This is a genomic window from Aneurinibacillus tyrosinisolvens (genome assembly GCF_001015055.1).
GTDB lineage: Bacteria > Bacillota > Bacilli > Aneurinibacillales > Aneurinibacillaceae > Aneurinibacillus_A > Aneurinibacillus_A tyrosinisolvens.
On sequence record NZ_BBWZ01000001.1, the window covers coordinates 243,078 to 255,733 of the forward strand.

A 12,656-nucleotide genomic window follows, 5' to 3' on the forward strand; every position below is an offset into this window, starting at 1 on the left:
TTGACGGTGTTTTTTTTATCGGAAAAAATAATGGTAAACTATGGATTTATAATGGTATGATAATTTGGACAATATTTTCTAATAATTGAAAAAATATGTTTGAGAAGTGCATAGAGGGGTGAATAGTTCATGCTCACACAAACGAACCTTGAGACCCGGCTTTTTCATGATATTCTTCAATCCATTTATAATGGGGATATTTCCGTATTGGAACAGACGATTTTAAAATTACATACAGCAGAACAGAAACTAGGTGATTTTGAGAACATTTTTAAGCTCCTGTATGATGGAATCATTGTTGTCGATAACGAAGGAATGGTTACAATGCTCAGCGATTCCTATGCTGATTTTCTTGGGATTGAAGAGCCGGATTCAGCCATCGGGAGGCACTGTACAGAAGTTGTGGAGAACTCGAGAATGCACATCGTCATTCGGACCGGACAGGCTGAGATAGGCCACATTCAACGGGTAAACGGCCAGGATATTATGGTGATGCGTGTGCCGGTTGTCAGGGATGACAAGGTGGTCGGGGCGGTAGGCAAAGTCATGTTTCAAAATCTCCAGGAGCTAAAAGTTTTAGGAGAACGCCTCAACACAATGGAAACAAAACTTAACTATTACCGGCAGGAGCTTAAAAGGGTACAGGGAGCGAAATATTCATTCGATAATATTGTTGGAAACAGTGAAAAGATAAGAGAAGTAAAAAACCTGGCGGGGAAGGTAGCTAAGAGCCGCTCAACGATTTTAATTATGGGAGAGAGCGGAACAGGAAAGGAATTATTTGCCCATGCGATTCATCATTCGAGCAGCCGGTGTGACGGGCCGTTTATCCGCCTTAACTGTGCGGCCATCCCGATTGAACTAATGGAATCGGAACTGTTTGGGTATGAAGACGGAGCCTTTACCGGAGCGAGGAAGGGGGGGAAACCGGGGAAAATTGAACTTGCTGCGGGGGGCACGCTGTTCCTGGATGAAATTGGTGATATGCCGTTAGAAATGCAGGTAAAACTGCTGCGGGTGCTACAGGAAAAGGAGTATGAAAGAATTGGCGGGACGAGGCTCAGTGAAGCTGATGTCCGATTCATTGCAGCGACGAACCGCAACCTGCAGGAGATGATTGCCGAAGGAAAGTTCAGAGAGGACTTCTATTACAGATTAAATGTATTTACGATCGAAATCCCCCCTCTTCGCGACAGGGAAGAAGATATTGCCACCGCTGCTTACTATTTAGTAGGAAAGCTTAACCAGGAGCTTGGTACGTGTATCTCCACGCTGGATGATTGTGTTCTCGCTCTCTTTCAATCCTACAGGTGGCCGGGGAACATTCGGGAAATGGAAAATGTGCTGGAACGGTCCATGAATATAGCGGAAGGTACCGTCATTCGCCTTGAACATCTTCCCCTTTATTTGAAAAATGTGCAGAACAAGGAGCCTCGTGTGAGCGCTTCTGTATGCACGCTGCAGGAAGAGGTAGAGCGTGCGGAACGAAGAGCAATTATAAGCGCATTGCAGAAAACAAGCGGGAACAAGCAGAAAGCAGCTGAACTTCTGGGGGTTCACCGGGCCAGCCTATATCGAAAAATAGAGAAATACGGAATTGATATACCAGAGCTGGGGAGCTAATGCTCCTTTTTTCTTGTTGCACTGCTGCGACATGTCGCAGTTTATCGACATGGGAAAAAGAGAAACGGGGCATCCTTCTGTCACATTTTTGCAACATTTCAATGAAAACGCTTTCTGGCTGATTATGATAAAAAGCACGTCCCCTATATGGAAAATCGCATTGAATGCAAGTTGGCACCATAGTTGCTTAATAATTTCCCGAAAAGATAATTTTTACAAGGGGGAATTTTGTTGAAAAGGAATTTTTTTCTGCTTATGACGTTTCTTCTGGCCTTTGCGGTAGTTGCTGCAGGATGTGCTCCGAAGCTGGAATCCGGGCAGACGGCGAACAGCGGCAAAACGGATGCCCAAAGCAGTAATAGCGGAACTCCATCCGGCGGTGGAGAAATCCCAATTGGGATGGGTATCTCCCTTACAGGTGGGACTGCCCTGTTCGGTGAGGGTGTCAAGAGAGGAGTAGAGCTGGCGATTGAAGATTTTAACGCGGCAGGCGGCTACAATGGGCAAAAAGCAAAACTGGTGATGTATGATGACGAAGCAAAGCCGGAAAAATCCGTAGAAGTTATACAAAAACTCATTAATCAGGATAAAGTTGTTGCGCTTGTCGGACCGGCTAACTCCGGAAATGCCATGGCGCATGGGAAAATCGTGCAAGAAGCCAAAATCGCTGAAATTGTACCAGTAGCAACAGGCTCAAAAATCACAAAGCAATTTGCTGACCAGGATAAGAACTACATTTTCCGCGTATCTCCGCTTGATAGTGTACAGGTAAGCACGATTTTAGAGGAGCTCGTAACGAAGAAAGGGCTGAAAAAAATCGGTCTCATCCATGACACGGAAGGCTATGGCCAGGGCGGCAGAGAGGATGTCGTCAAGCAAATGAAAGAAAAATACAGCATGGAACCGGCGGTTATCTCCGCTTTTGATCCGAAGGAATTAAATCTTGAGCAAGCGGTGCGCGATATGAAAAAAACGGGAGTCGAGGCGGTGCTGTTCTACGGATTGGCTCCACAGTGTGCCAAGCTGCTCGAAGCGCGTAATAAGGAAGGGCTTAATGTCCCGATTTATGCAACATGGGCGATGGGCGATCCGACCGTGAAAAAGCTTGTTGGTGATCTCGTGAATGAAAACGTTTTCTTCGTTCAGTCGTTCACAATTGACCAGTCCGATAAGGCGAAAGCGTTCCATGAGAGGGTTGTTGCTAAATACAAGGATGATGTTTTCCCCATTGCAAGTGCGCAAGGATATGACAGTGCCAAGCTTATTCTTGAAGCGATTAAAAAGGTAGGGCCGGATGGGCAGAAAATCCGTGACCAGATTGAGAGCTTCCAGGATTTCGAAGGGGTAACCGCCATCGGAAAAACACCCTTTGCTAAAGACAACCATGAAGCATTCGGTCCGAAAGACATGTCCATCGCAACGTATAAGAACGGAGAAGTTGCTTCTGTGAAGTAAAGGAAAGCGGAGAAGAGAGAAGTGTGTTTTTCTCTTCTCCGAACTTCCTGCATTATGCCGTACAAGGAGGGGTCATTTTGGATGGATTGGAACTGCTGCAGGCGATAATCAATGGTCTCGTTTACGGAAGCGTCTATGCGATTATTGCACAGGGCTTTTATATTACGTATATTACGACAAAAACGTTGAATTTCGGCCAGGGTGACTTTGTTATGGTAGGGGCCCTCATCGGGATTACGGTTTTTGGGGCGGTAACAAGCTCAGGTCTTGGACTTTTACTTGCCTTCCTTATCTCTCTTATAACCGTGATTGCCATTCTTGGAGCGGCCGGCTGGGGCCTGGAACAGACTGCGATTAAACCGCTGCGGGGGTTTCATTCGATTGGCTGGATTTTAAGTACCGTTGCGGTTGCCATGATTGCGCGAAACGTTGCGATGTTAATCTGGGGGCGTGATGTTATGGCAGCACCATCGCCATTCGGCAAGAAAGTAATCGATTTCGGTATCCTTCGGATGCTGCCGCACGAAATTTTTGTCTTAATCAGTGGATTTGCTATTATGGGATTCTTGTACTTTTTTCTTAAAAAATCAATTCTGGGTAAGGCGCTTGAGGCTGTTGCTTTTAATAAAGATGCGGCTTCTCTTATGGGCATCAACCCCCGTCTGATGGCAGGTCTTGCTTTTGTTATCTCCGGAGCGCTGGCAGGCATCGGCGGCATTATGGTCGGGCCGCTTGTCCAGCCGGGCGCTTTTATGGGTGTTTCCCTCGGATTGAAGGCTTTTGCCGCCGCGATAATTGGAGGGATTGACAGCCCGGTCGGCATTTTTGTGGGAGGCCTCTTGCTCGGTGTTCTCGAAGGGATTTTCGCCATTTTTAGCACCTCGCTTAAGGATGCGGCTTCTTTTGTGCTTATCCTGGCTATTCTTGCCTTCATGCCGAACGGCCTCTTCGGAAAAAGTGTAAGGGAGAAATTTTAGTATGAACAAATGGAAATGGTATGTAACCAATCTTATCCTCCCTTTGCTGGTCATTTATGCATTTCCCTGGGTTTTTCCCAATGAATTCTATGTGCATTTAGCCCAGACGTTTGCCATTACGTACCTTGTTATCGTCGGCCTGAATATTCTGGTTGGCCTGTCGGACCAGCTTTCCTTAGGGCATGTTGGCTTCTATGCAATCGGTGCCTACTTATCAGCGATTTTGTGTGATAAAGCGGGAATTAACTTTTTTGTCAGCGTTCTTATTTCCAGCTTTGTCGCAGCGGGGTTTGGCGCGGTTGTTGCTCTTTTATCCCTCCGTTCCAAAGGTCCTTATCTCGCCATGGTAACGATCGCATTCGGAGAGTTGATGGGTATTATATCGAATCGTTGGGTGGATGTTACAGGGGGACCGGCTGGGTATTATTCACCGACCCCGAGTATTTTCGGGTTTCAACTACATGCAGTCGAGTACTTCTGGTTTGTGGGTATTATTGCCGTCCTTGTCACGATTGCCGCCAACAATATTTTTAAAGGAAGATTCGGAAGAACGTTTATTGCCTTTGGCAACAGCGCGGTAGCTTCCGAAGTTCTTGGCGTAAATGTCCGTAACTGGAAGGTCATGGCTTTTGCCATTAGTGCATTCCTGGCTGGAATGGGCGGTGGCCTGTTTACCTTTCAGAATGGGTTTATCAGCAGCACGACGTTTGAGTTCGATAAGTCCATCCTGTTCTTAATTGGGGTTATCGTGGGAGGGTCCGGGACGAAATGGGGTCCTGTCGTCGGGACGGTTATTGTCGTTCTGCTGCCCCAGCTGTTCCAATCGTTTGTTGACTATCATCTCATGATTTTCGGAGGTATTTTACTTGTTTCGCTTATCATGCTTCCTGACGGAATTGTCGGTGAGCTTTCCAAACTTGCTCTATTTCAAAAACGCCGGAAGTCAGACCATACGGGGAAAACGTTTCAGCTTGCAGAAAAGCCGGAACTCGAATTGCCGCCCTCCGTTACAGGTACGCTGCTGGAGATGAGAGAGGTAGCCATGTACTTTGGCGGCTTGAAGGCGGTAGATAATGTGAATATTGAAATTGCCGGAGGTTCCGTTCATGGTGTTATCGGGCCGAACGGTTCGGGAAAGAGCACGACGGTAAACATGCTTAGCGGTGTATATACACCGACCGGCGGCCAACTGCTGTGGCAGGGAAAGGACATTACGAAATTCGCTCCGCATTCCATAGCAAAGGAAGGAATTACGCGAACGTTCCAAAACCTCCAGTTGTTTCAGGATTTAACGGTCATTCAAAATGTAATGATGGGTTTCCACAGGCATTTTCATACCGGATTTCTGCCCAATGTTTTGCACATTCCGTCGGTAAAAAAGGAAGAAGAAGCCTATTCGCAGAAGGCGTATGATTTACTGCGGATTGTAGGGCTGGAAACGAAGGTATTTCACAAAGCATCCGACCTTTCTTATGGAGAACAGCGCCTGGTCGAAATCGCACGCGGACTCGCGCTGAAACCTACGCTGATGATACTGGATGAACCGGCAGCCGGTGCCAGCCCGGTAGAAATTGAAAAAATCATGGATGTCATCTCGCGTTTAAAAGCCGCGGGTCTGTCCATCGTTCTCGTAGAGCACCACATGGAGATTGTTATGAACATATGCGACAAAATTACGGTTCTTGATTTCGGACAGAAAATTGCTGAAGGTACACCACAGGAAATTCAGGAGCATCCGAAGGTGATTGAAGCCTATCTGGGTGGCGAGGAGGTGGCTAATCTTGTTGCAGGTAAGCGGTCTGTCAGTTAATTACGGCCATGCGAGAGCGCTGGTGGATGTGAGCCTGCATGTGAATGCAGGCGAGGTTGTCGCCGTTGTCGGCCGCAATGGAGCAGGGAAAACAACGCTGCTTCGGGCACTCACCGGGCTGGTGAAGCCGCGCGCCGGCGAAGTGATGCTGAATGGGATGCCGATTACGTGCCTGCCTGCCCATAAAATTGTGGGGATGGGTGTCTCGCATGTTCCGCAGGGGCGCCAGGTATTTGGTGACCAGACAGTGGAAGACAACTTAACGCTCGGGGCTTACATGACCGTTCGAAAAAGCCCGAAGCGGGTAAAAGAACTCATTGAACGCGAGTATGAGCGATTTCCCCGCCTGAAGGAAAGGCGCAGCCAGCACGCCGGTACGCTGAGCGGGGGCGAGCAGCAAATGCTTGCGATGTCGCGGGCTTTGATGAGCGAACCAAAGCTTCTTGTACTTGACGAACCTTCCATGGGCCTGTCCCCGCTTTTTGTAAAACATATTTTTGACACGATTATGGAGTTGAAAAAAGCAGGAACGACGATTCTTATCGTAGAACAGCTGGCGCTTGCGGCACTTTCGATTTCCGATCGTTCCTATGTTTTGCAGATGGGCTCGGTATGCCTGGAAGGGGAGTCATCTACCCTGTTAGAAGATGATAAGGTACTGAAAATGTACCTGGGAGCCTCCTGATGGAGTTTCCTTTCTCTCTTGGCTGTTTTATGGAAATTACAAGGGTGTTTACGGAGGAAGATGTCGCTGGGTTCGCGGACATTATGAAGGATAAAAACATCGTGCACAACCAGAAGCTTGTTACACATGAGCTGCTGAATACATTTATTGTCGCAAGCCTCAGTACGAGTATGTTTGCTGAGCCAAAATACAGCGTCGTTCAACAGGAGGTTATTTATCTTAAACCTGTATATCCCGGCGATACGATTACCGCCCGCGCGGTGATTACGAATTATGATGCGGACACAGGCTGGATAACGCTTGCCACATCCGTTCGGAACCATGCGGGTGAGGGAGTACTTGCAGGGCAAATGGTCGTTAATTATGTCCCTATTACTTTGTAAATGGAATAAGAGGAGGCTATCGTATTGAAACGAAAACTTACGGCACTTATGGTTACTTCCGCTCTGCTGTTCCCGCTCGCGAATGCATCTTTCACGCCCGCCACTGTTCAGGCGGCCTACTCCCCTGTCATACCGGGAGCGCATAGTGTGACAGTAACAAGCTTTGATGGGAAAAACGAGAACTGGCTGACAACGAAAAACCCCGCCCAGTATGCGGCAGCTACTCTTTACGGAAATGCCGGGCTTACACCGAACGTATGGGGAAATAAAGACAACGGCACAGGATGGTATAAAATGTATACTCCGGCTGCTGTCACAGGAACGCAGGTAAACGGGACGTTCGAAGACGCGAAGTTTGTCATCCGCGTTCCGGATAACTGGAACGGCAAGCTGGTCGTGTCCGGCATTCCGGCTACGCGAAACGAAACGTCGACGGATTTACTGTTCAGCGATTATGTCCTCAGCAAAGGATATGCCTTTGCGGCCATTGATAAAGGGACACAGGGAGAAATTGACCCTAAGGATCCCCTTGCCAAAGTGAAGAATGCGCTCGTAGCTGACGAGGATTCAGTCGCTGAATGGAATATGCGCTTTCGGCAGATGACAAAAGCAGCACAGAAGTACCTGGTGGAAAATTATGACGCAAAATTAATTGCTGTAAACGATAAGAGCAATCCGGCAAGTAAGCTTATCAGAGGTGACCATCGCGTCCCTACATACGCCATTGGTATTTCTAACGGGGGCTATGTCGTGCGGTATGCGCTTGAACATGACGGCCCGAAATCAACGAAAGAAGCGGCGCTTTTTGATGGGGGCGTCGATTGGGAAGGGGTTCTCTGGCGGGCAAAAGACCCGAATTTAATTACCTCGCTCACAAAGGTTGTAAATAATGCGCAGGAAGCCATTTACGGGAAAGGAGCGAGCAAGGAAAAAGCAGTGAAGGCGATGTATGAAGCCGGCCTTCCGAAAGGTTCGGAAAAGCTGTGGGGCTACCATGACCAGGTGTACTGGTTTGTATCATTGAATATCTATCGTGACGAGTTTGATCCGAATGCAGAAAAGGCCATAAACTGGCGCGATTACTTGAAGTTTGATGAGAAAGGCCTTCGTGACCGCTCGAAGGATTCCATTTATGAAAACTACAATTACGAGAAGCGCCCGGGCAACGTAAAGAAAAATGTGGCGGCCATTGAAAATACAGGAAACATCAATGTTCCGCTCATTAGCGTATCGGGTACGCTGGACTCTCTCATTTTTCCTGAGCTTCATGCGGTTGCTTACGATAATCTGGTCAAGAAGGCTGGGAAAGGGGAGCTTCACAGGAATTACATGGTAGAGAAAGGAAACCATGTCGACAGCCTCGTCTGGGGCAAATCCGATCCGGATAAAGAGCTCCAACCGCTGCTGCCCTATGCTCATCAGAGCTTTGACTTGCTTGTAAAATGGGTAGAGAATGGAGAAAAAGCACCGAAAAGCCATTCTGTTCCTGTGCCGAAAGATAACGTGAAAGTTGTGGATATTAAAACCGGTTCAGAAATTGATCCGTATTAATCACCTCAAGGCCATCTTTATTGTCGATTAAAAAAAGAGTATTCTTATAATGGGACCTTACGGTCTCGGAATTCAAGAAAAATGTCGCGGGCAACGACCGCGATGTTTTTCTTATTATATCTTGTTCTCCCTTCCTCGCAAGAAGGGAAAGGTAAGTTTTTGGGCCCTTCTTTTGTCATGTGTAAAATTTACAGGTGATTGTTCGAAAGTTAAAATAGGAGTGAATCGGTAACAACGCCCATGAGGAGGGAATGCAGATGTCAGATACCATAGTACATACAATAAAAGAGTTTCAATCTTATACAAGACGGATGACGGATTATAAGGAAGCGGTGGCTGTTTTAAGCTGGGATTTGGCCACAGGCGCCCCGGCCAAAGGAAAAGCCCAGCGTTCTGAGGTTATCGGCATGCTCTCAACCGAGCTGTTTAAAATGGGAATCGCCCCCGAGATGAAAGCGTTTATTGACGCGCTTTCAGAGAGCGAAACATATGAGAAACTGGATGCTGTTACCCGTGCATCTGTTCGTGAGTGTAAAAAGGAGTACGAAAGAAACAAAAGCATTCCACCTGAGCTCTATCGGGAATATATCATTCTCGCGTCGAAAGCTGAGACGGCGTGGGAAGGGGCCAGAAGAGACGACAATTTCGATGCGTTTCGCCCGTATTTGGAGAAGATTATTGACTACACGAACCAGTTCATCGACATATGGGGGTATGAGGGACACAGGTATAATACGCTGCTTGATCAGTATGAACCTGACATTACGGTTGGTGTGCTCGATCCTTTATTTACAGACCTGCGCAAGAAATCGGTATCCCTTCTAGAAACAGTAGAGGGAAGGGGAAAGAAAACAGATACCTCCTTCCTTGAAAAATTGTTTCCGGCTGCTGACCAGAGAAAATTCAGTGAGAGAGTCCTGCGGAAAATCGGATACGATTTTGCCGCAGGCCGCCTTGATGAAAGCGCGCATCCTTTTTCAACAGGGTTAAACCGGGGAGACGTTCGTGTGACTACGCGTTTTCATGAAAACGATTTTCGCACGGCTATTTTTGGCTCGATTCATGAAGCAGGCCATGCAATGTATGAACAGAATATCGCGGAGGAGCTGGCAGGGACTCCGCTTCTTGATGGAGCCTCCATGGGAATCCATGAATCCCAGTCTCGTTTTTGGGAAAATATGATTGGAAGAAGCCGCGCATTCTGGGAATATTTCTATAAAGATGCTGTGGAGTTCTTCCCGCAGCAAGTTGATGGCATATCCGTATCCGGCTTCTACCGGGCCGTTAACCAGGTAAAGCCTTCCCTAATCAGAGTAGAGGCCGATGAGCTTACGTATAATTTACACATTATGCTTAGGTATGAGCTGGAGAAGGCGCTCATTAGCGGAAACCTTACTGTTGCGGAACTTCCGGCCGCCTGGAATGAAAAAATGAAAGAATACCTTGGCGTTGTCCCGGACAACAATGCGCACGGTGTTCTCCAGGACGTCCACTGGCCATCGGGTGCCTTTGGCTATTTCCCATCCTATTCACTGGGCAACATTTATGCGGCCCAGCTTGAAGCCGCCCTCCGCAAGGAGCTGCCGGAATATGAAGAAGCGGTAGCAAGAGGCGAATTTGCTGCCATTAAAGGCTGGCTTACTGAAAAAGTCCACAGACACGGAAAAATGCTGACCCCTGCAGAAATCATCCGGTCGGTAACGGGGGAATCGATTAATGTGGATTATCTTGTCCGGTATCTAGAAAAGAAATATACGGATGTATACAGTCTATAACATAAGGAAAGGAAGGCGCGGCGGTTCCGCACCTTCCTTTTTTTCAATTATGGAGTCATTATTCGGGCATATCCCGTGCTGGCCCGTAAGCGGACAAGGGATAATTAGCAAGGTTTTACAGTGCTTTTGCTGCGGTAAATAAGAAAAAAGTATACTACATAAACAAATGTACCATCCTAATAGAAACGGAAGGAAAGAGAGTGAGCTTCATTCATGGATAAAGTTCTTTTCTTAAAAAGCTTCCTGCGCTCTCCTTTGCAGGTGGCAAGCATCATACCAAGTTCTCCTTTTATCGTTAACAATATCGTACGTCATGTGAACAAAATTAAGCCGGCGGCCGTGGCTGAACTTGGGGCCGGAACAGGGGTGCTGACAAGGGCGCTTGATGGGCGGTGCCCGGATATTCAATCTCTCCTCGTGTTTGAGAATGAACAGAGCTTGAAAAGCCATCTGGAGAACGAGTTTTCTCACCTGCCGGTATATGCGGATGCATTTTCCCTCGCAGACGCTCTGAAGGAACAGGGAATGGAGAAACTGGACTGTATTATTTCTGCCCTCCCTGTATCCTGGTTCTCCCAAAAGCAGATTGAAGAGCTCATGTCGATGATTTATTCTCACCTGCATCCGGGCGGTTCTTTTATTATGTTTCAGTTCTCACTGCAGATGCGGAAACATCTACGGCAAACATTCGACGATATCTCAATCAAGTTTGTCCCATTTAATTTCTTGCCGGCATTTGTGTATTACTGCAAAAAGAGTGTGTAGCGCACCTGGCAGGCTCATACTGAAACGAAAGAAAATCCGTCTCGTTAAGGGGACGGATTTTCTTCTGCAGCAGAGTTATCGTGCCTGATAATGACTTTCGTGCCGAGCGGGATATGACGGTACAGCCATTCTACATCCCTATTGCGCATGCGGATACAGCCCTGGCTGACCCGGTACCCGATGCTGTGAGGATTGTTCGTGCCGTGAATGCCATATTTATATCCTCTTGTTTCGGGTACGTCTAATCCGATCCAGCGATTGCCAAGCGGGTTGTCCGGACTTCCTCCGGCAATGTTTTTGGGAAGATACCATGGGTTTTTCACCCGGGTTATAACGGTGAACTCGCCTTCAGGTGTTAGTTCCGGCGTTTTTCCTGTTGCGACAGGAAAAGTATAAACAGGAGCGTCATTCAGGAAAACGGTAAGCTGATTGCTCGTCTTATTAATTTCAATATGAACTTCATCCTCCAGCGCTAAAGCTTCGCATGGATAATGCAGGATAAATAGTCCGATAAGAAAGGAGAGGAGCAGTATCTTTCGCATGCATGTCACCCTGTCTTCCCACTGGCGCTTTTTTTCTTATTGCGGGCTTCTTCTCGCTCCCAACGCTTCAAAGAAGGATACGGGTCGTACGAGAATTCCGTTCTTCCGTTGTCGCGGTAAATCCCGTAATGAAGGTGTGGCGGGAATTTTCCGGCGGTTCCGGGCTTTCCGTACCCTGAACTGCCGACATATCCGATAACATCCCCGGGCTTTACGATGTCCCCTATCTTATACTTCTTATTAAATCCGTTGAGGTGAGCATAGTAGTGGTATACATTATCCAGGTCACGGATTCCAACTCTCCAGCCTCCATACGGATTCCAGCCTCTCGTCTCAATAACGCCATGGCGGGTTGCGCGTACGGGGGTTCCGTAGCCGGCGAAGATGTCAGTACCCTCATGAATTCTTCTGCCTCCCCATCCACGCGCATCGCCCCATGTGCTCCGATAGCTGTAGTTATAGTGAAGGGGAACCGGAAAGGCGCTGCCGGACACATCTAATCGGTTATAATGTTCATAAATCGAAGAGAACTCGGAGATAATTTCAATGCTTTTATCCCTGGCGTAATATTGCCATAGTGCTATTCGGATATCATCTTCCGTGAAGCCAAACTGTGCCAGATAGCTTGCCATCGTATAGGCTGTATCGATATCATTAAACCGATCCGCTTTCCCGTCCCCATCCCCGTCTTTTCCGATGCCGCCAAAAAAGGAAAGGGTCCGCGGGTTTGTATCGTCCGGATTCGGATTTAGCATGCCGCTCCAAAAAGCGGGAGGAAATGCAAACCCTGTTATCCTCTCTTTATTTTGCCGGGAGGGTCCCTTCTCCTTACCGTTTTTGTTTATATTTCGTTCGTACTGATCAACAGCCGCCAGGTAGTACCAGGGGACACCGGTAATTGTCTCCATATGTTCAAATAGCGACTGCCTTTCTTTTACGGCTTTTCCCCTCGTGCTTTCTTCCTTTGAGGAAGCTGCATGCAGATGGGCAGGCGATACAAACAGGCTAACAAGCAGAACAATAACAAAGAGTTTATATACCATACGGTCCTCCAATTGTAAGGGAGTTTATATAGGCTAGTGTGTGCAAA

At 47.6% G+C, this 12,656-nt stretch carries 11 protein-coding genes; 9 read left to right on the forward strand and 2 right to left on the reverse strand.

The window, feature by feature from the left end:
• The first annotated feature begins 129 nt into the window (after positions 1 to 129).
• The 9 genes from MBEAL2_RS01195 (at position 130) to MBEAL2_RS01235 (ending at position 11,024) form a co-directional block, all read left to right on the forward strand.
• Positions 130 to 1,623, forward strand: coding sequence for a sigma-54 interaction domain-containing protein (locus tag MBEAL2_RS01195; protein ID WP_052947353.1), 1,494 nt, complete (start codon positions 130 to 132; stop codon positions 1,621 to 1,623).
• A gap of 231 nt (positions 1,624 to 1,854) precedes the next feature.
• Entirely contained in the window at positions 1,855 to 3,078 is a 1,224-nt protein-coding gene (locus tag MBEAL2_RS01200; RefSeq protein WP_047150485.1) for an ABC transporter substrate-binding protein, read from the forward strand.
• 77 nt (positions 3,079 to 3,155) lie between these two features.
• Positions 3,156 to 4,055 carry a branched-chain amino acid ABC transporter permease gene (locus MBEAL2_RS01205; protein WP_236692653.1) on the forward strand — a complete coding sequence of 300 codons (900 nt, stop codon included), beginning with the start codon at positions 3,156 to 3,158 and terminating at the stop codon, positions 4,053 to 4,055.
• A 1-nt stretch (position 4,056) separates the two neighbouring features.
• Entirely contained in the window at positions 4,057 to 5,865 is a 1,809-nt protein-coding gene (locus tag MBEAL2_RS01210) for a branched-chain amino acid ABC transporter ATP-binding protein/permease (protein WP_047150486.1), read from the forward strand.
• On the forward strand, positions 5,837 to 6,550 hold the full coding sequence (locus MBEAL2_RS01215; protein WP_082129683.1) for an ABC transporter ATP-binding protein: 714 nt from the start codon (positions 5,837 to 5,839) through the stop codon (positions 6,548 to 6,550). The genes MBEAL2_RS01210 and MBEAL2_RS01215 overlap by 29 nt, the downstream gene beginning before the upstream one ends.
• On the forward strand, positions 6,550 to 6,933 hold the full coding sequence (locus MBEAL2_RS01220; RefSeq protein ID WP_047150488.1) for a hotdog family protein: 384 nt from the start codon (positions 6,550 to 6,552) through the stop codon (positions 6,931 to 6,933). The genes MBEAL2_RS01215 and MBEAL2_RS01220 overlap by 1 nt, the downstream gene beginning before the upstream one ends.
• 24 nt (positions 6,934 to 6,957) lie before the next feature.
• On the forward strand, positions 6,958 to 8,484 hold the full coding sequence (locus MBEAL2_RS01225; RefSeq protein WP_047150489.1) for a peptide chain release factor 2: 1,527 nt from the start codon (positions 6,958 to 6,960) through the stop codon (positions 8,482 to 8,484).
• A 257-nt stretch (positions 8,485 to 8,741) separates the two neighbouring features.
• Complete coding sequence (locus tag MBEAL2_RS01230) at positions 8,742 to 10,259, forward strand: carboxypeptidase M32 (protein ID WP_047150490.1); 1,518 nt, start codon at positions 8,742 to 8,744, stop codon at positions 10,257 to 10,259.
• Between the two features lie 213 nt (positions 10,260 to 10,472).
• Positions 10,473 to 11,024 (forward strand): class I SAM-dependent methyltransferase, encoded by a 552-nt coding sequence (locus tag MBEAL2_RS01235; RefSeq protein WP_047150491.1) that lies wholly within the window; start codon positions 10,473 to 10,475, stop codon positions 11,022 to 11,024.
• A 44-nt stretch (positions 11,025 to 11,068) separates the two neighbouring features.
• Here MBEAL2_RS01235 and MBEAL2_RS01240 read toward each other — a convergent pair whose 3' ends face one another.
• Together MBEAL2_RS01240 and MBEAL2_RS01245 are read right to left on the reverse strand one after the other, a co-directional pair.
• A complete protein-coding gene (locus MBEAL2_RS01240; protein ID WP_047150492.1) occupies positions 11,069 to 11,566 on the reverse strand; it encodes a L,D-transpeptidase in 498 nt (165 codons plus the stop codon).
• Positions 11,567 to 11,571: 5 nt separating this feature from the next.
• Positions 11,572 to 12,609: a M23 family metallopeptidase gene (locus MBEAL2_RS01245; protein ID WP_047150493.1), complete on the reverse strand. Its 1,038-nt coding sequence runs from the start codon at positions 12,607 to 12,609 to the stop codon at positions 11,572 to 11,574.
• Positions 12,610 to 12,656: the final 47 nt, after the last annotated feature.

Coding starts and splice junctions, on each gene's coding strand:
- MBEAL2_RS01220 (WP_047150488.1), top strand. CDS start 6,550: ATGGAGTTTCCTTTCTCTCTTGGCTGTTTTATGGAAATTACAAGGGTG.
- MBEAL2_RS01245 (WP_047150493.1), bottom strand. CDS start 12,609: ATGGTATATAAACTCTTTGTTATTGTTCTGCTTGTTAGCCTGTTTGTA.
- MBEAL2_RS01230 (WP_047150490.1), top strand. CDS start 8,742: ATGTCAGATACCATAGTACATACAATAAAAGAGTTTCAATCTTATACA.
- MBEAL2_RS01240 (WP_047150492.1), bottom strand. CDS start 11,566: ATGCGAAAGATACTGCTCCTCTCCTTTCTTATCGGACTATTTATCCTG.
- MBEAL2_RS01235 (WP_047150491.1), top strand. CDS start 10,473: ATGGATAAAGTTCTTTTCTTAAAAAGCTTCCTGCGCTCTCCTTTGCAG.
- MBEAL2_RS01210 (WP_047150486.1), top strand. CDS start 4,057: ATGAACAAATGGAAATGGTATGTAACCAATCTTATCCTCCCTTTGCTG.
- MBEAL2_RS01195 (WP_052947353.1), top strand. CDS start 130: ATGCTCACACAAACGAACCTTGAGACCCGGCTTTTTCATGATATTCTT.